Genomic DNA, 23,376 nt, shown 5'->3' with positions numbered 1-23,376 from the left:
TCGACAGGACGGCGGAACCCTTGTCGCCATGGTGCTCTCGCAGGGTTGATCGTCAACGCGAATGATACGAGAGGCGTCGGCAATTTTTCGACCGCAAGTGCCGTTGCCAATGCGGGAATGTATGAATACGCTTTGCCTTAATTAGCCTTCGATCGGCCGCGCGTTCATGCCCAAATTCCTTCGCATCGGAGTCCATCAGTCCAACGTTTCCGGATACACCTCAAAGGCATGGTGTATTCGACGGGTTGGCTCGGCGATTTCTCTGAAGTGGGGCGCGGTGGAAGTCCTTGGCGTCGGCGATGGACGAAAGGTTTACTGGACGCTTCCACCGAGGGTGAAAACAGTTCGTTGCGGCACGGTGCAGCGTGCCAAGGACTATGCAAAAGCCGCAATCGCGCGACGACGCAATCATCGCTATGAACCGCTGGCTGGAAATATTGCGACTCGGCGCCGAACCGCAGCGCGTGACGCCGGGCTCGGACAAGCGCTCGGCACCATCCTCTTTGTCGATATCGTTCGGTCCACCGAAAAAGCCGCGCGGCTCGGCGATTCGCGTTGGACAGTGGTGATGAATCATTACTACGCCGCCGTCCGCCGAGAGCTGAAGACGTTGCGCGGAAAAGAAGTCGTGACGACGGGCGACGGAATGCTGGCGACGTTCGGCGTGCCGGCCGCCGGGATCCGTTGCGCGTCCGCAATCCTCGCGGCCGTGCGCACGTTGGGACTGGAGATCAGGGTGGGGTTGCACGCCGGCGAATACAAGGTGGGCGGGGCGGACGTGGTTGGTCTCGCATTTCACATCGGCGCGCGCGTCGCCGCAAAAGCCCGTGCCGGCGAAATTCTGGTCTCAAGCGCGGTCAAGGATCTGATGCCGCAGACCGCAATCCGTTTCAAGGATCGCGGCCTCCACCAGCTCAAAGGCGTGCCGGGGCGATGGCGCCTGTACCGGGTCGAACATTGAGGCGTCTCGCAAGCTGGACATCTGCTTTTGGCCTATTTGAAGACGACACCGATCCGGTTTGCTCGACGCCAGACAACCTGGCAGGGTCGCTTGAAATCGTCGCTGGAGACAAACAGTGTAAACTGTTCGGGGATGTAAAGCGGAGTGGAGACTTCAAGTCCGGCGCCGGCGTCAGAGACGTTCTTGACGATGCAGTCGATCCGACCCTCTCCGAACCCGATCGTTCCGGCCTTAAACGAGCGGCGGCGTTGAACTCTGCTTTCCATGGACCGACGCTAGGCGGCGAGCCGCGTCGTGATGGGCCTACCCACCGGCTCAAGCAGGTAGAAGGCCGAGCGGAAGCCGAATTGCATATAGAGCAGGCTGAGGAGAAGGAGCCCCGGAGATTTAAGCGGCATGCGCCGCACCTCCGTCAGCTTCAGACCGCGCTCCGCTCCAAGTCGCTCGATCAACCCGCGAAACCACATCGGGTATTGAATGAGAAGCCGGCCGTCATCGGCGAGATGTTCACCGACTTGCGCGAAGAGCATGGGCAGGTAGCGCACAGATGTGGCGAACTGGTGCGCCTCGTTGTCGAACTCTGCCTCGAGATAGGGCGGGTTGGCGATGATGAGATCGAACTTGCCCTGGACGCCGGAGAACATGTCGCTCTGCCTGACCCGGACATTGTTCAAACCGTTGAGGCGGCAATTCTCTTCCGTGTTCTTGACCGCTGACGGGTTGATGTCGACGGCGAGCAGCTCGCGTGCCTTCGGCGCGCAGAAAACGGCTCCAACGCCGCTCCCGCAACCGAGGTCCAGCACCCGGTCGCCAACGCGACAATAATCGGCGCAGGCGTATTCGTTCTCCAGCGGCTTGTAAACGTCAGGAAATACGACGAGCCGCTTTCCCTGAACGACGATCGAGGGCAAAATCAGATTCAGCATTTTGACGTATCCATACCAGAAGGTCATGAATGCGTGCTTGGCAAATGACCAGATTTGCATAGCCGGAATTCCTTTGCTGCTTTGTAATTCCAATCCGGGAAGGCCGTTAAGCGGCGATTCGTTTGCCAGGCGCCGCTTCCTGACCAAATATTTCGAATTCCTGCTGTGCCTCGGCTTTGGCCGTCTTCAGGATTTCGACTGCATCGGAGATGTTCTGCTCGCTGTGATGCGCCATGACCTGCATGCGGATACGTGCAGCGCCCTTCGGCACGGCGGGAAATTCCACCAGGTTGGCCACCAGGCCGAGATCGGGCAGACGGCGGGATACCAGGCGAGCAAGGCCTTCCGATCCCATCTTGACGCAAACGATCGCGGAAGGATCGCCGTAATATTCGAGGCCGGCCTCGGTCAGTTCGCGGCGAAGCGTCATGACGTTGGCGAGCAGCTCGAGCCGCAACACGCGCCCTTCGAACGAGTCGACGATGTCGAACGCCTTCAGCACGGTTGCCGCCTGGGCTGGCGATAGCGCATTGGAGAACGTGGCCGGTGCGCTGTAGAAGCGCAGATATTCCTTCACAGCGCGGCTATTGCTGGCGACGAAGCCGCCATTCGAGGCGAACGTCTTCGAAAAACTTCCCATCACCACGTCGATCTTGCCCAGCATGTCCTGCAGGCCGATATGGCCGCGGCCCTCCTTGCCAAGGGAGCCGAGATCGTGCGCGACGTCGACGACGAGCGTGGCGTTGAATTCGTGGCAGAGCGTCTGAAGCTCGAGAAGCTGCGGCGTGTCCGAGTCCATCGAGAACAGGCCTTCGGTGATCACCAGAATGCCGTTCTGTTTGTCCTTGCCGCGGATCTTGGTGAGGATGTTGCGGCAATAGTTGTTGTCGAGATGCCGGAACAGATGGATGTTGTTGGTGGCGGCGTTCGCGCCTTCCTGAAGGCAGGAATGAGCGAGCATGTCCATCACGATGTGATCGGCGGAGCGAACCAGGCCTTTCACGACGCCGAACCCGGCGCCCCATCCGGTCGGATAGAGCACGACGTGCTCCATGGCGAGGAATTCGGAAATCTTGTGTTCGAGTGCAACCGAGTGCGAGGTGTTGCCGACGAGCGCAGGCGAACCCGCGCTGTGGACTCCGCAACGTTCGATGGTCTCGATGGCGGTCGCCTTGATGTCGGGGTGCGAGGCCAGGCTCAAATAGTCTTGCGACGCAAAGTTGACGCCGCGCATCTTGTTGCCGCTGTCGTCCTGCGCGGCGCAGATCGTTTTCGGCCCGTCTTCGGTCGCACGGGAAAAAGGCCAGAGACCGCTTTGCCGACGGAGATCCTGCCAGCGATAAAAGCCTTCGGTACGGCCCAAAAGGTCAGCGCCACCCGGCACGCGAAAATCGCGCATGCTTCCTGTTAGAGCTGAAGGAGGCACCTGGGCATAAGAATCGCCGTTCATCATCATCCCCGTTCGGCAAATCGGATTTTTGCTTTTTGCCGATGTGGGCACGATGCCAGCTTGAGATTAACGTCACCCGTGTTTGACGAGTTTTAATAGGATTCTTGGCGATATCTTGAATAATTGGTTGGCGACGACTGAAACGGCTCCCTCCGTTTTCTTCTGCCGGCTTAGCAGTTTATTCATTTAGCGGAAAATTAGCCGTAACGGCAGTAATCGAGTTGCGTTTTGGCCAGGGAGCACCGAGGAAGTACTTCGGATGTCCGAAGCGGCTGTTGACCTACCGGGTATCTTCCATGGTCAGGTCGAGCGCTCCTGCTTTTGCAATCGCTGCCTTCACAGGCGCCGGAAACGGCGTCTGTTGCTTCAGGCGACCGCGGCGCTGGGCTGTTTGGCTTCGGGCAGCAGCGCTCGCATCTTGCCGAGCAGCCGCTGCAGGTCGACCGGTTTGGTATCGAAATCGGAGCAGCCGACTTCCACGCTCTTCGTCCGATCGCTCGCCAGCGCGTGCGCCGTCAGCGCAATGATCGGGATCGCCGCAGTCGCGGGATTGGCCCTGATCAGCTGCGTCGCCTCCCAGCCGTCCATCTCGCCCAAGGCCACATCCATCAGGATCAGGTCCGGAGTTTCGCTTGCGGCCATGGCCACAGCGGCGGCTCCGTCATGAGCGCAGCAAACGGAGAAGCCATGGCGTTGCAGCCGCCGGGTCAGCATGTCCTGGTTCATTTCATTGTCTTCGACCAGCAGGATCTTATGCATGGTAGGCTTCCGCGGCAGCCAAGATCGAATGGTCCGAAGCGTCCGGCACAAGTGTCGCGGCGGCGTGCGCGTCGGTCCGCCGCCGGCCGGCCACCAGCGGCATCCGTATCGTGAAGCGGCTGCCGTTGCCGGGCGTGCTTTCGACCGAAATTTCTCCGCCCATCAATTTGCAGAGCTTCTGGCTAAGGGCCAATCCGAGCCCCGTCCCGCCGTACTTGCTGGTGCTGGAATCGTCGGCGACGGTGAATTTTTCGAAAAGATGCGTGATCTGGTCGGGCGCAATGCCAATGCCGGTATCGATGATGTCGACCACGAGCTGGTCGCAGTCCTCGCCGGCAACGCGATTGGCGATGATCTCGACCTTGCCGTTTTGGGTAAATTTCGCGGCATTATCGAGCAACTGACCGGCCATATTCTTGAATCTGCCGGCGTCGCAAAGGGAAAAGCCAAGATCAGGCGCGATCCGGCAGGTGAACTCGTTTTTGTTGCCGGCCGCGGCAGACCTTCCGCCTTCGGCGACCTCCGCGATCAGCGCGCACATGTCGACCTCTTCCAGGTCGAGCTCCATCTTGCCTGCCTCGATCTTCGATAGATCGAGAATCTCATTGACGAGCTTCAGGAGATGTTGGCCGGCGAGGTGAATCTTGGCCAGATCCGCCACACTGGCGCGGTCGCCTTCGATCTCGGCGTCCTCGAGCAGGATCTGGCTGTAACCGATCACGGCATTGAGGGGGGTGCGCAGTTCGTGACTCATCTTGGCCAGGAACGCGGCTTTTGCGGCGCCGGCCCGCTCGGCTTCCTCGGTGGCCGCGCGCAATGCGGTCGCCGTTGCCATATGCTGGCGCATCTCGCCTTCCAGTTCGCTGTGCGAGGCCTGAACCTGCGCATAATAGAGCGCCATCATGGCGACGTAGAGCGCCGCGGCCGTCGTCGATACCAGGCCGAGGCCTTGCATGGCCGCAACCGGCAGGCTGTTATTGATGTGGAAACCAAAGAAATAAAAGACGCCGAAGATGGCGACGTTGACGGCGAACATCGCCTCGACGATCAGCCGCAGCTTGCTCGACGAGCCGAGATAGAAGAACGCAAGCAGCGGGATGACGAGCACCCAGGCAAGCGTCGGCGAGGTGACGCCGCCGTAGAAATAGCAGCTCCACAGAATGCAGAAGATCAGGTTCTCGATCGAGATCAGCGCCAGCGGATTGTAAGGCACGCCGGCGCGCAGAACGAAGGGGAACGCCCAGAACGCGATGATCGATGTCGCCAGCACGGCGACGTCGTAGCCGGGCGCGGGATCCAGCACAAAGATGGTGATCGGAACGACGCTTCCGATGAACGGGCCAAGGATATGGCTGACGAGGAAGACGTGGGCCCGGTTTCTGGTATCCCGATCGGCCGCAATAGCGGGGGGAATGAAATAATTAACCAGACGATCGAGGGCGGTAATCGCCGCTGCAAGTTTGGCTTTCATGAAAATCGCGCCGCCTTCTGCAAATGATTTTGTCTGTTGTGACCGCGTCAGAATCGATGACGCATTGCGGGCAGGCACGCATAACTGCCCACCGCTAACATTTTCAGGCTCCGCTTAAAACCGCGTTAATGCCTGAAAAGGCATAGCTAAACCGAATTTTAAAGGCGGCCGCGCTAACTTCCGCGGTGACAGAAGTCCAGCGGGGCGCATAGTCATGCAGATCTGGGGCCGCATAGTCAGGTTCATCGACTGGTTCATTCCGGCTGAAGCCAAGCTGGAACGCTCCGAGCGTGGGCTGGCGCATAACTTCGTCTTTACCCATCTGGCGGGGCCCGCGCTTTCGCAGGCCATCAGCGTATTCCTCTATCTCAGCGACCCCCATCCCGGCTTCGCGTGCTGGACCGTCATCGTTTGCATCTGGCTCTTCTGGGCGCTGCCCTTCGTCTACAAGCGCACCGGCAATCTACAGCTGTCGGCGCTGATGTCGGTGGAGCTGCTCGCCTTCACGTCGCTGTTCGGCGCTTACTTCTATGGCGGCGTCAGTTCGCCCTTCCTGCCGTGGATGCTCGTCAGCCTTCTGCTCGGATTTTTCTATCTGTCGGAGCGCCCGATCCTGGTGGTCGGACTTTTCACCTGCAACATTGCAGGCTTTTCGGCCGCCTACCTCGCTTACGGCTTTCCCGACCTGCTTTCCCACGAGCAGCTTTCAATGGTCGGCTGGATTTCGATCCTTTCGGCCACGATTTACATGTCATGGATGGCGATCTACTACGCCAACATGATTACGATGCGCTCCGACCTCGAGCGCGAGGCCGAGCGGCATCGCGAAACCTCGATCCGTCTGCGCGAGGCCAAGGACATGGCCGATCATGCCAACCGCGCGAAATCGATCTTCCTTGCCAAGATGAGCCATGAACTTCGCACGCCGCTCAACGCGGTGATCGGCTTTTCCGAAATCCTGCTCGACGACGTCGAGTTTGACGGCAAGGACAGCCGGAAGAAGGCGGATCTTCAACGCATCAATTCTGCCGGCAAGCATCTGTTGTCGTTGGTGACGGACGTTCTCGATCTCTCGAAAATCGAATCCAACCATATCGACCTGAAGATCGAGAAGTTCGATCTCAACGAGATGGTGCGCGAAGTCGTCGCCACCGTCGAGCCGATGGTGGTCGAGAACAACAACAAGCTCGTCGTCAAGTGTCCTCCGGACCTCGGCATCGTCTCGACCGATCCGACCAAGCTCCGGCAGGCAGCGCTCAATCTTTTGAGTAACGCGGCGAAATTCACCCAGAATGGAACGGTCACGCTGGGCGTCCAGCGCCGGAAACGGCAGGCGGGAGACTGGATCGAGATCCAGGTCCATGACACCGGCATCGGTATCGCCGAAGACGAGATCGGCCGGCTGTTCCAGAATTTCGGCCAGGCCAATCGTTCGACCGCAAGCAAATATGGCGGCACCGGCCTTGGGCTGGCGCTCAGTCAGAAGCTTTGCGCGCTGATGGGGGGCGCCATCTCCGTCAAGAGCGAGGTCGGACAGGGCTCGATCTTTTCCATTCGCGTGCTTGCCTGGATGACCGAGCAGCATGACGCCCAAGACACCACCGCAACCGTATTGAATTTCGCACATTCAGCAGCAGTGTAAATAATGTCCAGTTCCGCAACCATTATCGCAGAGGCCTTTTCGCCTCCCGACCATGCCGCCGAAGCTCCCGAGGGGCAGCCGCGTCTTTTGATCGTCGACGACCTCAGCGACAATCGCAGCATTCTGAAACGCCGTTTCGAGCGCCGCGGTTTCGAAGTCACGGAAGCCGAATCCGGCCTGATTGCGATCGACCTGATCGACCAGAGTCCGTTCGATCTCGTTCTCCTCGACGTGATGATGCCCGGTATCGACGGGATGGAGACGCTGAAGCGCATTCGCAGCCGAAAGTCTGCGTCCAGCTTGCCGGTCATCATGGTCACGGCGAAATCGGAGAGTGACAATATCGTGGATGCGCTTGAGCATGGCGCGAACGATTACGTCACGAAGCCGGTTGATTTTGCGGTGGCGCTGGCGCGCGTGAATACACAGCTTAGCCGCAGGCGCGCGGAACGGCAGGTGGTCCTGGCGAATGAAGGGCTCCGCAAGGCAAATGAGGATCTCGAACGCCGCGTTGAAGAACGCACCAGGCGCCTGATCGACGCCAACCAAAGGCTGAAGGAAGAAATCGCTGACCGCGAAGAGCTCCAGGCGAAGTCGCAATATCTTGCCTACCACGACTCGCTGACCGGTCTCGGTAACCGCCTTCTTTTCAAGGAACAGCTTGACGAGGCTCTCAAGGACGTCTCGGAAACGCCTCATCCGCTGGCGGTCCTTTTTATCGATCTCGACGGATTCAAGGCGGTCAACGATACGCTTGGACATTCCGTCGGCGACCTGCTCCTGAAGTCCGTTGGGACCAAATTGCGCGACCTGATTTCTTCAACGGATCGGATTGCCCGGCTCGGCGGCGACGAATTTGCAATTTTGCAGGTGTCGAACGCGCAGCCGACATCCTCGGTTCATTTCGCCCAGCGGATTATCGAAATCGTGGCTGAGGCGCACGAAATCGACGGTCACGACGTGACGGTCGGTGCCAGCATCGGTATTGCGATTGCCCGTCCCGGCGGCATGAGCACGGAGAGCCTGCTGAAGAGCGCCGACCTCGCCATGTACAGCGCCAAATCGGAGGGCCGGGGAACTTACCGCATCTTTGACCCGCAGATGGACGCGATGGTTCAGACGCGCCGCTCGATGGAGCGCGACATGCGGACCGCGCTCGCGCAGGGCGACTTCGAACTCTATTACCAGCCGTTGGTCAATTTGCAGACCAAGCAGGTAACGGCCTTCGAAGCCCTGATGCGCTGGAATCACAAGGACAGGGGAGCCGTTCCGCCATCGGAATTCATCCCCGTCGCGGAAGATATCGGACTGATCGTGCAACTTGGGGAGTGGGCCCTGCGGTGCGCCTGTACGGAGGCAAGCGCGTGGCCGGAAGACATCCGCATTTCGGTCAATCTGTCGCCGCTGCAGTTTTCCAAGGGAAACCTGGTGTCCACCGTTGTCAGCGCGCTGGCTTCCTCCGGTCTTGCGGCCTCGCGTCTGGAACTGGAGATCACGGAGTCGGTATTGCTGGAAAAGTCGGACCGCAATATTTCGATCTTGAACCAGCTGCGCGAATTGGGTGTCCGCATCTCGATGGATGATTTTGGCACGGGTTATTCCAGCATCGGCTATTTGCGCAGCTTCCCGTTCGACAAGATCAAGATCGATCAGTCGTTCGTGCGTGACCTGCTTGTCGACGAAGGCAGCCTTGCCATCGTTCGTGCAATCGCCGGGCTCGGCGTCAGTTTTGGCATTACGACCACCGCCGAGGGTGTCGAGACAGAGGACCAGATGCACTGTCTCAATCTCGAAGGCTGCGTCGAGGTTCAGGGGTATCTATACAGCAAGCCAATTCAAGCCAGTGAGGTCGCTGGCGTGCTGGCCACGTTGAACGCGCAGCGCCTGGCCTGACATTATCAGGCCAAGCCCAGGCGCGAGACCGGCTTGATCGGTTGCCAGCTTGCGCTGACGCACACGGAAATGGTGCGACCAGACCTGGAGCGGATCTGGAAGAGGGGAACGGCAAGCTTCCCTGTCGGCCCCGAAGCCGACCTCGTTGTACGTTGAGCCCGTAGAAACTGCGGCCAGATCACACCCGTCGTATTCATTCGACGTGGGCTCCAACTTGGGCTCCCGGTGGATTGTCATTTTTGCGAACCGCCGTATAAGCTCGCACCGGGAGGAGGCCATTTCGTGGAGACGGATGGCCGAGAAGATCATGTTCGAAGGACACGATCCCTATCTCGTCGCGCTCTCGGTGGTGATCGCGATCCTGGGAGGTTATACCGGTTTCGGTCTTGCTGCGCGTATTCGCGGCGCGCCGAACACCAGTCATCGTTTGCTGCTCGCCGGTGCGGCATTCTTTCTTTCCCTCGGTATCTGGACAATGCATTTCGTCGGCGTGCTGGCGGCGCCGTTGCCGGTCGATTCCGTTTATCTGGTGCTTCCGACGATCGTCTCGTTTCTGATTTGCGTGCTCGTCGTGGGAATCTCGCTGTTTTTTGTCAGCATCGGCACGGCCTCGACGTTGCGTGTGGTCTCGTCGGCCGTATTACTGGGTCTCGGCATCGTCAGCATGCATTATGTCGGCATGCACGGTCTCGCAGGTGACTTTGCGATGACCCATGCGACCGGGATGGTCGCGCTCTCCGCTGTGATCGCGATCGCGGCGGCCTATGGCGGGTTGCGGGCGTTCCTGGCGCGGCAGGGCGGCGTGCAGTTGGTCCTCAGCGCCGTCGCGTTTGGCGTTGCTGTGTCGGGCATGCACTATACCGCGATGGAGGGCATGACGGTCGTCCCGCTCGTCCAGGGCGGCCACCATCATATGGAGGGTCTGGTGGCGTCGCCGCAGACGCTTTCATTGGTCGTTGCGGTCTTCTGTTTCGTGATTGCGGCGGGATTTCTGCTTTCGCTGGTCCCGGACTCGCGGAAGGAGGCGTCCGTGATTGCCGCGCACGCCGCTGAAGCGCCAATCGCCGATGCTGCGGTGGTTTCGACCGCGCCGAGGTTGCGGCCCGCTCCGCTCGGCGGCGTCGGCCAGCCGCCGCGCGCCGCGCCGGTGCCGCGATTGCCGGTCGAAGGCGCTGACGGTACCCATTTTATCGATACGGCCGAAGTCCGCAGCGTGCGGGCCGACGCTCATTATACAAAGGTCCACGATGGGACCCGCGAGCGGATGTGCCCATGGTCGATCTCCGAGGCCGAGGCGCAGCTCGATCCGGGCCTGTTCCTCAGGGTACATCGCAGCCATATCGTTGCGATTTCGCACGTGAGCCTGGTCCGAAAGGAAGGCGATGGCGCGATTATCGAGCTTGACGGTCCGGCGCCGCACCGCGTTCCGGTCAGCCGCGCCAAGATCGCGGAAGTGAAAGCCCGACTAGGTCTGGCCCACCGGACGGTCTAAATCCAGTGAACGGATTGGGGAATGGCCACTGACGCATTTCATGCGTGACAAGCCGCATCTCGTGCGAATTTCTGGCTTCCGTGCCCCTTTTGTTGCGGGGCGACCGACCCGGCGAGAGCATTCCTCCAACGTCCGCACGCCCCGTGAAGGGCCAGACAGGACGACATGGAGGAGACGATGATCCCTGGTCCGTTCAGTTACCACCGGCCGACCACGGTGGCCGATGCGGTGAAATTGCTCTCGACCCTGGGCGATGACGCCCGCCCGCTCGCCGGCGGCCATAGCCTGGTTCCGATGATGAAGCTCCGGCTGGCGACGCCTGAGCACCTGATCGACCTGCATGACATCGCGGGACTGAAAGGCGTTACCCGCGACGGTAACAATGTCCTTATCGGCGCCATGACCACGCAGCACGAACTGCTGGCCTCCGAGGTCATCGCGAAGTCGATCCCGGTCCTGCACGAGGCGGCGCTTCTGATCGCCGATCCGCAGGTGCGCTACCGTGGCACGGTGGGCGGCAATGTCGCCAATGGCGATCCCGGCAACGATATGCCGGCGCTGATGCTGACGCTGGGTGCAGCATACCGTCTCGAGGGACCGAACGGCGTCCGCAAGGTAGCGGCCGCCGACTATTATCAGGGCGCCTATTTCACGGCGATCGAAGCCGGCGAGATACTGACCTCAATCTCGATCCCGGTGCCCGCGGCCGGCCACGGCCATGCCTATGAAAAATTGAAACGGAAAGTCGGCGATTACGCCACGGCCGCGGCCGCCGTGGTGCTCACGATGTCCGGCGGCAAGGTCGAGACCTGCGCGATCGGCCTCACCAATCTTTCGGAAACGCCGCTGCTTGCCGATGCCGCCGCCAAGGCGGTGATCGGCACCAGCCTGGATGCGGCGAGTTTGAAGAAGGCGGCCGCCGCGGCCCAGGCAATCATGGCGCCGGCCGCGGACGCACGCGGTCCGGTCGAATACCGCAAGCACGTCGGCGGGATCATGGTGATGCGCGCGCTGCAGCGCGCCGCCGCGAAAGCCGCATAAGGGGAGAGATCACATGGCAAAGACGCACGTCACGATGAAGGTGAATGGCGCAGAGGTCGAAGGCCTCGTCGAGCCACGCACGCTTCTGGTGCATTTCATCCGCGAAAACCTGCAGATGACCGGCACCCATATCGGCTGCGAAACGACGCATTGCGGCGCCTGCACCGTCGATATCGACGGCATGTCGGTCAAATCCTGCACCATGTTTGCGGTGCAGGCCAACGGCTCTGACATCACGACCATAGAAGGCGTGGCCAATGCCGACGGTTCGCTTTCCGCCCTGCAGGAAGGCTTCCGCATGATGCACGGACTGCAGTGCGGCTTCTGCACGCCGGGCATGATCATGCGCGCGCAGCGGCTTCTGAAGGAAAATCCAAAGCCTTCCGAGGAAGAGATCCGCATCGGCATCTCCGGCAACATCTGCCGGTGCACCGGTTACCAGAACATCGTCAAAGCCATTCAATACGCCGCAGCCAAGATCAACGGCGTGGAATTCCGGGAGGCCGCAGAATGAACGACATGACTCCCACGCGGGAAGAACGCAGCGCTGCCCTTGAAGGCATGGGCTGCAAGCGCAAGCGCGTCGAAGACATTCGCTTCACGCAAGGAAAAGGCAATTACGTCGATGACGTCAAATTGCCCGGCATGCTGCATGGCGATTTCGTCCGCTCGCCGCATGCCCATGCGCGCGTCAAGTCGATCGACGATTCCGAGGCACTCAAGGTCCCGGGCGTGCTCGCCGTCATCACCGCGGAGACGCTGAAGACCGTCAACCTCGCCTGGATGCCGACGCTTGCGGGCGACGTGCAGATGGTGCTCGCCGACGGCAAGGTGCTGTTCCAGAATCAGGAGGTTGCTTTCGTCGTCGCGACCGATCGCTATGCCGCCGACGACGGCATCAACAAGGTCAAGGTCGAGTATGAGGCGCTTGCGCCACTGATCGATCCGTTCAAGTCGATGGATGCAGACGCGCCTGTGCTGCGCGAAGACCTCGCCGGCAAGACCAGTGGCGCCCATGGTCCGCGCAAGCATCACAACCATATCTTCGAGTGGACGGTCGGCGACAAGGACCTGACGAACGCGGCCTTCAGCAAGGCCGAGGTGACGATCAAGGAGATGATCTCCTATCACCGCACCCATCCGTCCCCGCTCGAGACCTGCCAGTGCGTCTGCTCCTTTGACAAGATCAAGGGCGAACTGACGATCTGGGGCACCTTCCAGGCGCCGCATGTCATCCGCACCGTGGTGTCGCTGATCGCGAAACTTCCCGAACAGAAGATCCACGTCATCTCGCCCGATATCGGCGGCGGCTTCGGCAACAAGGTCGGCGCGTATCCCGGCTACATCTGCGCCGCCGTGGCGTCCATCGTCACCGGCAAGCCGGTCAAATGGGTCGAAGACCGGATCGAAAACCTGACGGCGACGTCATTCGCGCGCGATTACCACATGACGACCGAAATTGCCGCGACCAAGGACGGCAAGGTGACGGGGTTACGCGTCCATGTGCTCGCCGATCACGGGGCGTTCGATGCATGCGCCGATCCATCGAAGTGGCCGGCCGGCTTCTTCAACATCGTCACCGGCTCCTACGACTTCCCGGTCGCGCATCTCGCCGTCGACGGCGTCTACACCAACAAGGCGCCGGGCGGCGTTGCCTATCGCTGCTCGTTCCGCGTCACTGAAGCTGCCTACTGCATCGAGCGCGCGATGGACATTCTGGCGCAAAAGCTCGGCATGGACCCCGCCGAACTGCGGCTGAAGAACTTCATCAAGCCGGAGCAGTTTCCCTATCACTCGGCGCTGGGATGGGAATACGATTCCGGCAACTACGGCACGGCCATGCGCAAGGCGATGGAGAAGGTGAAATACGCCGAACTCCGCAAGGAGCAGGCGGCGATGCGCGCCGCATTCAAGCGCGGCGAGACGCGCGAGATCATGGGCATCGGCGTTTCCTTCTTCACCGAGATTGTCGGCGCCGGGCCGTCGAAGAATTGCGACATTCTCGGCATCGCGATGTTCGATTCCTGCGAGATCCGTATGCACCCGACGGGCGCTGGCATCGCCCGGGTTGGTAGCAAGAGCCAGGGTCAGGGACACGAGACCACCTGGGCGCAGATCATCGCCACCGAGATCGGCATTCCCGCCGACAACATCATGGTCGAGGAAGGCAATACCGATACCGCGCCCTATGGTCTCGGCACTTACGGCTCGCGCTCGACGCCGGTCGCCGGCGCCGCGATTGCGATGGCGGCTCGCAAGATCAAGGCCAAGGCGCAAATGATCGCCGCCTACAAGCTCGAGGTCCACGAAGACGATCTCGAATTCGACATCGACGGCTTCCGCGTCAAGGGCTTGCCGGAGAAGTTCATGTCGATGAAGGATATCTGCTGGGCGGCCTATAATTCCGTTCCGCCCGGAATGGAGCCGGGACTGGAGGCGGTCAGCTATTACGATCCGCCCAACATGACCTATCCGTTCGGCGCCTATATCTGCGTGATGACCATCGACGTCGATACCGGTGTCTACAAGGTCAAGCGCTTCTATGCGCTCGACGACTGCGGCACGCGGATCAATCCGATGATCATCGAAGGTCAGGTGCATGGCGGACTGACTGAAGCCTTCGCCATCGCGATGGGCCAGGAGATTCGCTACGACGCCGAAGGTAACGTCGTCACCGGATCGTTCATGGACTTCTTCATGCCGACCGCCGTGGAGACGCCGCATTGGGAAACCGATTTCACCGTCACGCCGTCGCCGCATCATCCGATCGGCGCCAAGGGCGTCGGCGAGAGCCCGAATGTCGGCGGCGTGCCCGCTTTCTCCAATGCGGTCAACGATGCGTTCTCGTTTCTGGGCTCGACGCATATCCAGATGCCGCATGACTACTGGCGCAACTGGGCGGCAGCCAAGAACCTCGGTGTGCTGGCTGCCTGATGAAGACGCGTGACGAGATCGCACAAGCGCTGGGCGCGGCTGGCTACGTGGCCGATGCCGAACTGGCGACGGCGATCTCGTTGATGCAGATGTTGCGGCGCCCGCTTTTGCTGGAAGGCGAAGCGGGTGTCGGCAAGACCGAAGTGGCCAAGGCGCTCGCCACGGTGCACGCGACCGAATTGATCCGCCTGCAATGCTACGAAGGGCTCGACCAGTCGGCGGCGCTCTATGAATGGAACTACCAGCGCCAGTTGCTCTCGATCCAGGCGCATCATGGCGCCGATGCGGATACGGTCGAGGACCGGATCTTCTCGGAGAAATATCTCCTGGAACGGCCGCTGCTCGCGGCGATCCGCCGCGACAAGGCTCCGGTGCTGCTGATTGACGAGATCGACCGCGCCGATGACGAATTCGAGGCGTTTCTGCTGGAGCTGTTGTCGGATTTTCAGGTCTCGATACCGGAACTCGGCACCGTCAAGGCGACGTCCATCCCCCATGTCGTGCTGACGTCGAACGGTACGCGGGAGCTGTCGGACGCATTACGCCGTCGTTGCCTCTATCATTATGTCGACTATCCCGACACCGAGCGCGAGGCGCGTATCATCATGGCGCGCATCGAAGGCATTGGCGCTTCGCTGTCCTTGCAGATCGCGCGGATGGTCGAGGGCATCCGCAAGGAAGAGTTGCGCAAGGTGCCGGGCGTTGCGGAGACGCTCGATTGGGCTGCCGCGCTGGTCGGGCTCGACGTCAGGGATCTTCATGATGCGCCCGAGACCGTTCACGAGACGCTGATGTGCCTGCTCAAGACGCAGGAAGACCGGGTGAGGGTGACGCGCGAGGTCAGCGAGCGTCTGTTGGGGAGGGTCGCATGAGCTGTTGCGGCGTATCTCCTGACATCGAGGACGTCACTGAGCTGTCCCATCTGATCTCAAGCAAGCTTGCGGCGTTCCTGCGGACCCTGCGTGAGGCCGGTTTCGCCGTCGGTCTTGCCGAGGGCCAGGATGCAGCCGCCTTGATGGCCGCGGGCTACACGGCGTGGCCAGGCCTGCTTCGTTCGGCCTTCAAACATTTGTTCTCGGCGCGAAAATCCGACTGGGAAAAGTTCGACGGCATTTTTGACGCGTTCTGGCTTGGCAAGCGGGTACGGTCTCGTTCGGTGACGTCAGGCGCGGCCAAGGCGGCGAACAACCCGTCGCTGAAAAATCTGCCGGGCCACCCCGCCGAGCCCCGTGCCGGCAGCAATGCGGCGACCGATCAGATTCCTTCCACTGATGGCGCCGACGCCGATCGTTCCGGTGAGGGACGCATGGAAGGCGCCTCGCGCGCGGAAAACCTTGGCGAGACTGATTTTCGCAACATGGCCGACCCCGAGCAGATCGCGCAAGCGCATCTGGCCGCGGCGCGATTGGCCCGCGCGATGCGTACGCGACTGACGCGGCGCGATCTGGCGCGACGGCGCGGCTACCGGATCGATCTGCGCCGTACCATCCATGGCAATATCAGCCGCGGCGGCGTGCCGATCAGCCTCGTCCGGCGACAGCGCAAGCAGAAGCCCTTGCGGCTCGTGGTGATGCTCGACGCCTCCGGTTCGATGAGCATGTATACCGGCGCGTTCCTGCGCTTCATTCACGGCGTCATCGACGAATTTCGTGAAGCCGAGGCGTTCCTGTTCCATACCAGGCTGGCGCACGTCTCGGACGCCATGAAAGAGCGGGACGCCGGCCGGGCGCTGGATCGTCTCTCGATCATGGCCCAGGGCGCCGGTGGCGGAACGCGGATCGGCGAGAGCTTGCGAACGTTCAATCGCTGGTATGCCGCGCGCGTGATCCATTCGCGCACCTGCGTGATGATCGTTTCCGATGGCTACGAGACCGGTGACGCCGACTTGCTTGGCCGCGAGATGGCGGCGCTCGGTCGCCGCTGCCGCCGTATTGTCTGGCTCAACCCGATGATGGGTTGGCAGGGTTACGCACCCGAAGCGCGCGGTATCAAGGCGGCGTTGCCTTATATCGATCTCTACGCGCCGGCGAACACGCTGCAGAGCTTGACCGCGCTCGAACCTTATCTGTCGAGGCTTTGAGATGGGCGCGCATGTCGAGGTGACGGACCTGGTTACGCAGATGAAGGCCGCTGAGGAGGCCTTCGTGCTGGCGACGGTGGTGCGCACCGTTTCGGTGACCGCGGCCAAGGCCGGCGCGAAAGCTATCATCCGGCCCGACGGCAGCATCGTTGCCGGATGGATCGGTGGTGGCTGCGCCAAAGGTGCGGTGCTGAAAGCGGCGCGCGAGGCGCTCGCCGACGGCGAGCCGCGCATGGTTTCGGTTCAACCGGAAAACCTGCTGGCCGACCTTGGCGTCAAGCCCGGCGACACCAGGGAAGGCGTGCGCTTCGCCTCGAACATGTGCCCGAGCAAGGGCACGATGGATATTTTCGTGGAGCCGGTCTTGCCGCATCCCTCGCTCGTCATTCTCGGTGCAAGTCCGGTCGCGCTGTCGCTGGCCACGCAAGCGCGCAGGCTCGGCTATCACGTCACGTTTGCTGCGCCGGCTTCCGACCTCACCGCCGAGCCTGATGCCCATGTTATCGTCGATGGCTTCGAACCCCGCCATCTCAACAATGCCCGCCGCTTCGTAGTCGTATCGACGCAAGGAAAAGGCGACGAGGCTGCGCTCAAGCAGGCGCTCGCGATCGAGGCTGGTTATCACGCCTTTGTCGGCAGCAAGCGCAAGATGGCGGCGCTTCGCGACAAACTGGCCGCTAGCGGGCTCGATCCCGCCGCGATCGATCGCGTCAGGGCGCCGGCCGGACTCGATCTCGGCGCCATCACGCCTGAAGAGATCGCGATGTCGATCCTCGCCGAAATCACGATCGAACGCCGGCGCGGACAGCGCGATCGGGGAGCGGCGGCATCGCCGGGTTTGCCGAAGGCAGTGCGGCGGCGACGTTAAGCGAGGAAGGCCCGGACGCGACCATTCTGTCTTACCAGGTTGACGCCCAGATCGGTGGAAAGCTCGCGCAGCTTGGCGGCCGGCTGATCGAATCCACCGCCAAGAAGCTGGCCGCGTGCTCCGGGTGGGTGCTGCTCATCGTATTCGTTCCGTATTTCGTCTACAGCGCGCGGCGCGAGGAGGAATTGATACGCGAGCAGTTTCCCGCGCAATATCCGGAGTAGATGCGGTGGACGAAAATGATCGTGCCGTTCGTGTGGTGAGCCCTGGGGTGGTGGATTCTCGTCGTTGTCCTGACAAGCGAACCACGCGAGCGGTCGGAAAAGGAACTTGAAATGGTATTTCGTGTCTTGATCATTGGTGGCACGGGGCAGGTGGGCGCTGCGGTGGTGCGCGCGCTGGCCGCAGAGCCGTCCTGCGCTGAAGTCGTGATGGTCAATCGCAAGGCGATTTCCCAGACCGCCGATCCCCGTGTGCGGGCGGTGACACTGGATACGGCTGCCGATCAGTTTCCGGCCGAAGTGACCAGGCTTGCGCAGCGCATGGTTGCGCAAGGCGATCCTGTCTATGGAGCATCCTGTGTTGGCGTCGGTAAAGGCAGCATGAAGTGGAGTGTGGAGCAATTAAAGGTCCTCGAAATTGGCGTGGTTGGAGGCTTTGCCCGGGGTTGTCGAGCTGGCGGCATCACGCGGTTTTCGCTGCTCTCGGCTGCGGGAAGCAGCGTGAAAAGCAGAATTCGCTATGCGCGGATCATGGGACTGAAGGAAGAGACGGTTCAGGGGATCGGCTTCCAGCGCCTTGCGGTCTTTCGTCCGGGAATTATCGCAGGCAATGCGCACACGCCGAGCTACGCGGCATGGTTGGGACGTCTCATTCCGGGCCCATTTGGCACGATTGAGCAGGACGATATCGGCCGCGCCTTTGTCGCTGAATTCATCAACGATCGTGCACCGAACGGGCTGGTATATCTCGAAAACAGGGCGATGAGACAGAGGTCTCGCGCTCTCCGCATCACCAAGGCCGATGGATACTCAGAAGCTACTCCGTGAACCGTTTGTCGGTAACTTGCCAGTCCTTGCCGTCGAAGATCGAGATGTAGAGTGTCTTGATCGGCGAGTAGTCGTCGGGCGTGTAGCCGTAATTGATGTCGTCCAGGAAAAATGGCGAATGGAAGCCAGCCAGGGTCGAGGCTTGCCTCAGGACGTTGCCACGCGTGAGATCGTCTCCGCAGCGGCGCAGGATTTCGGCCATCGTCGCCGCCTGACCATAGCCGGCATAGGCGATGGTATTGTCGGGATCCACATTCGGCAGATACTTCGCACGCAACGTCTCGAACGCCATCACGTCTTTGTCCTTCTCCCAGCGTCCGGGTCCGGCCTCTTTGGCATAGCGGATCGCGACAATATCCTTTGCGTTCTCGAAGCCGGCGGCCTTGAGGATGGAGCGGCCGGTCGAGCCGGCGGACAATAGTTGCAGCGGCTTCCAGCCGAGTTCGGCCGCTTTGCGGATCGATTGCGATGAGGCCTTCCCGGTGCTGATGTTGTAGAAGACGTCCGCGCCTGAGTTCGAGAGATTGACCAATTGGGAATCGACGGTCGGATCGGACAAATCGTAGGTCTGCTCCGTAATGACCTTGGCCGTGCCGCCGGCGTCCGCCAGCACCTTCTTGAAGGGGCCAAGGAAGTCCCGGCCGAAATCGTCGTTCTGGTAGAGGATGCCGACCTTGGCGTCGGGCTTTACGCTCAGGACATGTTTGGCGAGGATCCGCGCTTCGGTCGGATAGAGCGGTAGACCTGCCATGGTCCATTTGTAGTTCTTGGGATCGTTCCACTTCGACGCACCGGTGTTGAGCAACAACTGCGGCACGCCCTTGGCGTTGAGATATTTATGCACCGCCGTCTGCGGCGCAGTGCCGAGCGAGCCGAACAGCGCCAGCACCTCTTCCTGCTCCACCAGCCGCCTCGTCGCCTCGACGCACTTCGGCGCGCTGTAGGCGTCGTCCAGCGTCAAGAACGTGACCTTGCGTCCGTTGATGCCGCCCTGCTCGTTGATCATTTGGAAGTAGGCTTCGCCAACGCGACCCAACACGCCGTAGAGCGAACCCGGGCCGCTATGCGGCACGGTCTGTCCGAGCTTGATTGCGGTGTCGCTCGCGCCGGGATCGTATTTCTTCTCTCCCGCCCTCGCGGAAGAAGTGGATGCGAGGATCGACGCAATCGCGGTGGCGCAGAAATCACGCCTGGACAGATGATCTAACATTCCTCGTCCTCCCCTTGGATGGCACGATTCGTGCCGATGATTTTTTCAAAACGCCGTATACCCACCGTCGATCACGAAGCAATCCGCGGTGTGGTAAGATGACGCGCCGCTCATCAGGTACACGGCGATGCCGCCGAAATCGCCCGGCTCGCCGAAGCGGCGTATCGGAATGCGCGGCATCACATTGCTCACGAATTTTTCGTCAGACATGATCTTTGCGGTCATCTCGCTCCTGATCCAGCCGGGCAGGATGGCGTTGGCGGTGACGCCATGGCGCGCGAGTTCCACTGCAAGCGCGCGCACCAGTGCGTTGATGGCCGCCTTGGTCGCCGCATAATGTTCGTTCCGCGCGGTTCCAAACAGCGAAGCGAGGCTGGATGTGGCGACCAGGCGCCCGAACCTGTCGCCGGTATTGGCGCGCTCGGTCATGTGGCGCGCAGCAGCCTGGAACACATGGAACACGCCGTCGAGATTGGTCGCAAACATCGCGCGCCATTCCTCTCCGGTGCGATCGATGAAGGCGCGCCGGCCGCCGCCACCGATCCCGGCGTTCGCAAAGCAGCCGTCGAGGCGGCCAAAAGTGTCCAGCGTTGCCTTCATGGCGTCAGATACGGAGGCTGAATCGGTGACGTCGCAAACGCGGATATCCACCTTGCCCGGGCCGGTTGCCATGGACGCGGCTGCCGCCTTGTTCTTGTCCGCATTGCGGCCCCAGATCGAGACGTTGCAGCCTGCAGATACAAGTGCCTGCGCAATGCCAAGGCCTATGCCGGCATTACCTCCGGTAACGACGGCGACGCGGCCGCCGAGGTCGAACATCTTCATGGAGCGATTCCTGCTTCGCACGGCTGCCGTGCGGCCAAGGGAGATCGATGTTTGCCCCTGAGCATGGACAACCGCGCGGCAAAAATCAAATATGTGGCGCGAGACTACTCAAATCCGCGCCACGGAAAATGCGGACTAGTGGAGTGGATTTGACATTCGCTACCCACTCAGCCGCAAGTTCTGAAAGCGAATGTCAAATCCTGAATTCCACGAGATGCATCGAGAGGAAACCATGCAATTCAAGCACTGCACGCTCGAAATCGACGGACCGGTCGCCGTCCTCAGGATGGATCATCAGGAGGTCATGAACGCCGTTTCCATGGACATGCTGGGCGGCCTCACGGAAGCGCTCGATGAGATCGAGGCACGCAGAGCCGAGGTCCGCTGCGTCGTGCTGACCGGCGCGGGCCGCGCCTTTTGCACCGGGGCCAACCTGCAGGGCCGCGGCAACCAGCAACAGAAGCCGGGCCGCAGCAATGCCGGCGCGGCGCTGGAGACCGCCTTCCATCCTTTCCTGCGGCGCATCCGCAACCTGCACTGCCCGCTGGTCACCGCCGTCAATGGCCCGGCGGCCGGCGCCGGCATGAGTCTTGCGCTGATGGGCGACATGGTCGTCTGCGCGCGCTCGGCCTATTTCCTGCAGGCCTTCCGCCGCATCGGCCTGGTGCCGGATTGTGGCTCGACCTGGCTGCTGCCGCGCCTCGTCGGCAAGGCGCGCGCGATCGAGCTTTCGCTGATGGGCGAGCGGCTGCCGGCGGAAAAGGCGCTGGAATGGGGGCTGGTCAACCGCCTCCATGACGACGCGGTCCTGATGGAGGAGGCGATGAAGCTCGCGCGCGAGCTGGCGGGCGGACCGACGGTCGCGCTGTCCCTGATCCGCAAGCTCTACTGGGAGAGCCCGGAAAATTCCTTCGAGGACCAGCTCAATCTCGAATGCCAATCGCAGCGCATGGCCGGCAGCTCGGAGGATTTTCGCGAAGGCGTCACGGCCTTTCTCGAAAAGCGGCCGGCGAAATTTGCAGGAAAATGATTGAGGAGGACCTCACGCGTTCGCTGCCCGCCTGGTATCCGGGCGCGACCGGCGTTGCCGGCACACTTAAGCTGTCCGGCGGCGCCAGCCAGGAGACCTGGTCGTTCGAGATCGTGACCCCTGCCGGCAATGTCGGCGCCATCCTGCGCCGCGCGCCGAAGGGATACGGTGCGGCGCCCTCGCGCGCGGCGGGACTCGACGCCGAGGCAGCGTTGATGCAGCTCGCTCATCAGGCCGGCCTGCCCTCGCCGCGTGTGCTGCATGTCCTTGACGCCAACGACGATCTCGGCCCCGGCTTCATCATGCAGCGCGTCGAAGGGGAGACCATCGCACGCAAGATCCTGCGTGATGCGCAATTCGCGGACGCGCGCCCAAAGCTCGCGCATCAGCTCGGCCGGATCGCAGCCGGCATTCATGGCTTGCCGCGCGCAAAGCTGCCGCAGCTCGCGCAGCGCACCGCGAGCGGGGAGATCGGCGAACTCGCGCGCGAATATCGCAGCCTCAATTGGCCGAAGCCGGTCTTCGAACTCGCGCTCCGCTGGCTGCGCGACCATGATCCCGGGCCGCCTGAGGAGGTGACTCTGGTGCATGGCGATTTCCGCAACGGCAACCTCATCATCGGCGCGGAAGGCGTTCGCGCGGTCCTCGATTGGGAACTTGCCCATCTCGGCGATCCCATGGAGGACCTGGGCTGGATCTGCGTCAATTCCTGGCGCTTTGGCGAGATCGACAAGCCGGTCGGCGGCTTTGGAGCGCGGGAAGAATTGTTTGCCGGCTATGAGGCCGCCGGCGGCAAGGTCGACGCCGCGCGGGTGGCATTCTACGAAGTTATGGGCACTTTGCGCTGGGGCGTGATGTGCGGCGGCATGATGCAGCGCTTTCGCATGCAGCCCGATCACTCGATGGAGCGCGCCATGATCGGGCGTCGTGCATCGGAAACGGAGATCGATCTGCTGCGGCTGTTGGCGCCACGGGGATGAATCGGATCGGATCATGCCCAAAAACAGGAGCTAGTGCGGCGAATTTGAAGTTCCTATCAGTTTTGCCGTGAGTTCGTCATAGGAACTTCAAATTCAAAAGCCGCACTAGAAATAATAAGTTGCTAGAGCTCCTTTGATTCTGAAGTTCGCATCAGAGGATGCCGCGATGTCGTGCGAACTTCAGAATCGGAGCTCTAGTGCGGTGAATTTGAAGTTCCTATCAGTTTCGCGGTAACCTCGTCGTAGGAACTTCAAATTCTAAACCGCACTAGAATCATATAATTGGCTAGTGCTCCTTTGATTCCGAAGTTCGTAAACGTGGAGCCGCAATATGATACGAACTTCGGAATCGGAGCACTAGTGATGCAAGATGAGCCGGGACCGACCGAGTTGACGAAGGCCGTTGCGGATTTCCTGCGTGAGGACATCGCGCCGCTGGTGTCGGGCCAAAACGCGTTCAAGCTGCGCGTGGCGATCAACATGCTCGATCTGGTGACGCGGCAATTGGCGCTGGAAGCTTTGAGCGATGCCGCGGAAGAGGAGCGATTGCGCGGATTGCTCGCCGTGCAGGGCTCGCTCTTTGAGCTCAACCGCGCGCTCGCAGACAAGATCGCCAAAGGCGAAGTGGACCTGCGGACGCCAGGGGTGGCCGAACATCTCTGGCAGACCACGATGGACAAGCTTGCGGTCGATCAGCCGGCCTATACGGCCTATCGGCGGGAATTGGAAAGATCGAAAGCCGCAACGACAACAAAGTGAAGGAGC

The 23,376-nt window shown here is 61.3% G+C and carries 21 protein-coding genes and 1 pseudogene; 15 read left to right on the top strand and 7 right to left on the bottom strand.

Features of this window, described 5'->3' with window-relative positions; genetic code table 11:
- Positions 1 to 166: 166 nt before the first annotated feature.
- Positions 167 to 961, top strand: coding sequence for an adenylate/guanylate cyclase domain-containing protein (locus M6D32_RS17885; protein ID WP_298258569.1), 795 nt, complete (start codon positions 167 to 169; stop codon positions 959 to 961).
- 32 nt (positions 962 to 993) lie between these two features.
- Here M6D32_RS17885 and M6D32_RS17880 read toward each other — a convergent pair whose 3' ends face one another.
- From M6D32_RS17880 to M6D32_RS17860, 5 genes are all read right to left on the bottom strand, one after another.
- Complete coding sequence (locus tag M6D32_RS17880) at positions 994 to 1,227, bottom strand: PilZ domain-containing protein (protein ID WP_298258567.1); 234 nt, start codon at positions 1,225 to 1,227, stop codon at positions 994 to 996.
- Positions 1,228 to 1,236: 9 nt separating this feature from the next.
- Complete coding sequence (locus tag M6D32_RS17875) at positions 1,237 to 1,887, bottom strand: methyltransferase (RefSeq protein ID WP_298258565.1); 651 nt, start codon at positions 1,885 to 1,887, stop codon at positions 1,237 to 1,239.
- Between the two features lie 106 nt (positions 1,888 to 1,993).
- On the bottom strand, positions 1,994 to 3,286 hold the full coding sequence (locus M6D32_RS17870; protein ID WP_298258563.1) for an aminotransferase class I/II-fold pyridoxal phosphate-dependent enzyme: 1,293 nt from the start codon (positions 3,284 to 3,286) through the stop codon (positions 1,994 to 1,996).
- Positions 3,287 to 3,703: 417 nt separating this feature from the next.
- A complete protein-coding gene (locus tag M6D32_RS17865; RefSeq protein ID WP_298258561.1) occupies positions 3,704 to 4,096 on the bottom strand; it encodes a response regulator in 393 nt (130 codons plus the stop codon).
- Positions 4,089 to 5,567, bottom strand: a complete 1,479-nt coding sequence (locus tag M6D32_RS17860) for a HAMP domain-containing sensor histidine kinase (RefSeq protein ID WP_298258559.1) — start codon at positions 5,565 to 5,567, stop codon at positions 4,089 to 4,091. The genes M6D32_RS17865 and M6D32_RS17860 overlap by 8 nt, the downstream gene beginning before the upstream one ends.
- A gap of 214 nt (positions 5,568 to 5,781) precedes the next feature.
- Between M6D32_RS17860 and M6D32_RS17855 the strand changes: the two genes are divergently transcribed.
- The 11 genes and pseudogenes from M6D32_RS17855 (at position 5,782) to M6D32_RS17805 (ending at position 18,566) form a co-directional block, all read left to right on the top strand.
- Positions 5,782 to 7,209 (top strand): ATP-binding protein, encoded by a 1,428-nt coding sequence (locus tag M6D32_RS17855; RefSeq protein WP_298258557.1) that lies wholly within the window; start codon positions 5,782 to 5,784, stop codon positions 7,207 to 7,209.
- Between the two features lie 3 nt (positions 7,210 to 7,212).
- Positions 7,213 to 9,102: an EAL domain-containing protein gene (locus M6D32_RS17850; protein WP_298258555.1), complete on the top strand. Its 1,890-nt coding sequence runs from the start codon at positions 7,213 to 7,215 to the stop codon at positions 9,100 to 9,102.
- 307 nt (positions 9,103 to 9,409) lie between these two features.
- Positions 9,410 to 10,594 carry an MHYT domain-containing protein gene (locus M6D32_RS17845; protein WP_298258584.1) on the top strand — a complete coding sequence of 395 codons (1,185 nt, stop codon included), beginning with the start codon at positions 9,410 to 9,412 and terminating at the stop codon, positions 10,592 to 10,594.
- A 177-nt stretch (positions 10,595 to 10,771) separates the two neighbouring features.
- Entirely contained in the window at positions 10,772 to 11,635 is an 864-nt protein-coding gene (locus M6D32_RS17840) for a xanthine dehydrogenase family protein subunit M (RefSeq protein WP_298258553.1), read from the top strand.
- 13 nt (positions 11,636 to 11,648) lie between these two features.
- A complete protein-coding gene (locus tag M6D32_RS17835; protein WP_298258551.1) occupies positions 11,649 to 12,149 on the top strand; it encodes a (2Fe-2S)-binding protein in 501 nt (166 codons plus the stop codon).
- On the top strand, positions 12,146 to 14,569 hold the full coding sequence (locus tag M6D32_RS17830) for an aerobic carbon-monoxide dehydrogenase large subunit (protein ID WP_298258549.1): 2,424 nt from the start codon (positions 12,146 to 12,148) through the stop codon (positions 14,567 to 14,569). Before M6D32_RS17835 ends, M6D32_RS17830 begins: the two co-directional genes overlap by 4 nt.
- Entirely contained in the window at positions 14,569 to 15,441 is an 873-nt protein-coding gene (locus M6D32_RS17825; protein ID WP_298258547.1) for a MoxR family ATPase, read from the top strand. Before M6D32_RS17830 ends, M6D32_RS17825 begins: the two co-directional genes overlap by 1 nt.
- The gene (locus tag M6D32_RS17820; RefSeq protein WP_298258545.1) at positions 15,438 to 16,649 is read left to right on the top strand and encodes a VWA domain-containing protein; all 1,212 of its coding nucleotides are present in this window, start codon (positions 15,438 to 15,440) and stop codon (positions 16,647 to 16,649) included. Before M6D32_RS17825 ends, M6D32_RS17820 begins: the two co-directional genes overlap by 4 nt.
- Position 16,650: 1 nt before the next feature.
- Positions 16,651 to 17,517 carry an XdhC/CoxI family protein gene (locus M6D32_RS17815; protein WP_298258543.1) on the top strand — a complete coding sequence of 289 codons (867 nt, stop codon included), beginning with the start codon at positions 16,651 to 16,653 and terminating at the stop codon, positions 17,515 to 17,517.
- Positions 17,466 to 17,741: pseudogene (locus M6D32_RS17810) on the top strand (SRPBCC domain-containing protein); the annotation flags it as partial. The gene M6D32_RS17815 and the pseudogene M6D32_RS17810, both read left to right, overlap by 52 nt.
- Positions 17,742 to 18,059: 318 nt before the next feature.
- On the top strand, positions 18,060 to 18,566 hold the full coding sequence (locus M6D32_RS17805) for a hypothetical protein (RefSeq protein WP_298258540.1): 507 nt from the start codon (positions 18,060 to 18,062) through the stop codon (positions 18,564 to 18,566).
- On the opposite strand, the gene M6D32_RS17800 is transcribed toward M6D32_RS17805, so the two are convergent.
- Positions 18,556 to 19,776, bottom strand: a complete 1,221-nt coding sequence (locus tag M6D32_RS17800) for an ABC transporter substrate-binding protein (protein WP_298258538.1) — start codon at positions 19,774 to 19,776, stop codon at positions 18,556 to 18,558. The two genes, M6D32_RS17805 and M6D32_RS17800, sit on opposite strands and share 11 nt — an antisense overlap.
- 45 nt (positions 19,777 to 19,821) lie before the next feature.
- Positions 19,822 to 20,601, bottom strand: a complete 780-nt coding sequence (locus tag M6D32_RS17795; RefSeq protein ID WP_298258536.1) for an SDR family oxidoreductase — start codon at positions 20,599 to 20,601, stop codon at positions 19,822 to 19,824.
- Positions 20,602 to 20,833: 232 nt separating this feature from the next.
- Between M6D32_RS17795 and M6D32_RS17790 the strand changes: the two genes are divergently transcribed.
- From M6D32_RS17790 to M6D32_RS17780, 3 genes are all read left to right on the top strand, one after another.
- The gene (locus tag M6D32_RS17790) at positions 20,834 to 21,631 is read left to right on the top strand and encodes an enoyl-CoA hydratase/isomerase (RefSeq protein WP_298258534.1); all 798 of its coding nucleotides are present in this window, start codon (positions 20,834 to 20,836) and stop codon (positions 21,629 to 21,631) included.
- A complete protein-coding gene (locus M6D32_RS17785; RefSeq protein WP_298258532.1) occupies positions 21,628 to 22,611 on the top strand; it encodes a phosphotransferase family protein in 984 nt (327 codons plus the stop codon). The genes M6D32_RS17790 and M6D32_RS17785 overlap by 4 nt, the downstream gene beginning before the upstream one ends.
- 363 nt (positions 22,612 to 22,974) lie before the next feature.
- Positions 22,975 to 23,370 (top strand): DUF6285 domain-containing protein, encoded by a 396-nt coding sequence (locus tag M6D32_RS17780; protein ID WP_298258530.1) that lies wholly within the window; start codon positions 22,975 to 22,977, stop codon positions 23,368 to 23,370.
- The last annotated feature ends 6 nt before the right edge of the window (positions 23,371 to 23,376 follow it).

Source organism: Bradyrhizobium sp. (assembly GCF_027307225.1).
Lineage (GTDB): Bacteria > Pseudomonadota > Alphaproteobacteria > Rhizobiales > Xanthobacteraceae > Bradyrhizobium.
The sequence above is the reverse complement of the archived record's forward strand: the minus strand, read 5'-3'. Positions and strand labels throughout refer to the sequence as shown.

Excerpts from the sequence above, each read along its gene's own strand:
- M6D32_RS17815 (WP_298258543.1), top strand. The coding sequence starts at position 16,651 with ATGGGCGCGCATGTCGAGGTGACGGACCTGGTTACGCAGATGAAGGCC.
- M6D32_RS17805 (WP_298258540.1), top strand. The coding sequence starts at position 18,060 with ATGGTTGCGCAAGGCGATCCTGTCTATGGAGCATCCTGTGTTGGCGTC.
- M6D32_RS17875 (WP_298258565.1), bottom strand. The coding sequence starts at position 1,887 with ATGCTGAATCTGATTTTGCCCTCGATCGTCGTTCAGGGAAAGCGGCTC.
- M6D32_RS17855 (WP_298258557.1), top strand. The coding sequence starts at position 5,782 with ATGCAGATCTGGGGCCGCATAGTCAGGTTCATCGACTGGTTCATTCCG.
- M6D32_RS17820 (WP_298258545.1), top strand. The coding sequence starts at position 15,438 with ATGAGCTGTTGCGGCGTATCTCCTGACATCGAGGACGTCACTGAGCTG.
- M6D32_RS17870 (WP_298258563.1), bottom strand. The coding sequence starts at position 3,286 with ATGCGCGATTTTCGCGTGCCGGGTGGCGCTGACCTTTTGGGCCGTACC.
- M6D32_RS17880 (WP_298258567.1), bottom strand. The coding sequence starts at position 1,227 with ATGGAAAGCAGAGTTCAACGCCGCCGCTCGTTTAAGGCCGGAACGATC.
- M6D32_RS17825 (WP_298258547.1), top strand. The coding sequence starts at position 14,569 with ATGAAGACGCGTGACGAGATCGCACAAGCGCTGGGCGCGGCTGGCTAC.
- M6D32_RS17780 (WP_298258530.1), top strand. The coding sequence starts at position 22,975 with ATGCAAGATGAGCCGGGACCGACCGAGTTGACGAAGGCCGTTGCGGAT.
- M6D32_RS17850 (WP_298258555.1), top strand. The coding sequence starts at position 7,213 with ATGTCCAGTTCCGCAACCATTATCGCAGAGGCCTTTTCGCCTCCCGAC.
- M6D32_RS17885 (WP_298258569.1), top strand. The coding sequence starts at position 167 with ATGCCCAAATTCCTTCGCATCGGAGTCCATCAGTCCAACGTTTCCGGA.
- M6D32_RS17860 (WP_298258559.1), bottom strand. The coding sequence starts at position 5,567 with ATGAAAGCCAAACTTGCAGCGGCGATTACCGCCCTCGATCGTCTGGTT.
- M6D32_RS17840 (WP_298258553.1), top strand. The coding sequence starts at position 10,772 with ATGATCCCTGGTCCGTTCAGTTACCACCGGCCGACCACGGTGGCCGAT.
- M6D32_RS17785 (WP_298258532.1), top strand. The coding sequence starts at position 21,628 with ATGATTGAGGAGGACCTCACGCGTTCGCTGCCCGCCTGGTATCCGGGC.
- M6D32_RS17795 (WP_298258536.1), bottom strand. The coding sequence starts at position 20,601 with ATGAAGATGTTCGACCTCGGCGGCCGCGTCGCCGTCGTTACCGGAGGT.
- M6D32_RS17790 (WP_298258534.1), top strand. The coding sequence starts at position 20,834 with ATGCAATTCAAGCACTGCACGCTCGAAATCGACGGACCGGTCGCCGTC.
- M6D32_RS17800 (WP_298258538.1), bottom strand. The coding sequence starts at position 19,776 with ATGTTAGATCATCTGTCCAGGCGTGATTTCTGCGCCACCGCGATTGCG.
- M6D32_RS17865 (WP_298258561.1), bottom strand. The coding sequence starts at position 4,096 with ATGCATAAGATCCTGCTGGTCGAAGACAATGAAATGAACCAGGACATG.
- M6D32_RS17845 (WP_298258584.1), top strand. The coding sequence starts at position 9,410 with ATGTTCGAAGGACACGATCCCTATCTCGTCGCGCTCTCGGTGGTGATC.
- M6D32_RS17835 (WP_298258551.1), top strand. The coding sequence starts at position 11,649 with ATGGCAAAGACGCACGTCACGATGAAGGTGAATGGCGCAGAGGTCGAA.
- M6D32_RS17830 (WP_298258549.1), top strand. The coding sequence starts at position 12,146 with ATGAACGACATGACTCCCACGCGGGAAGAACGCAGCGCTGCCCTTGAA.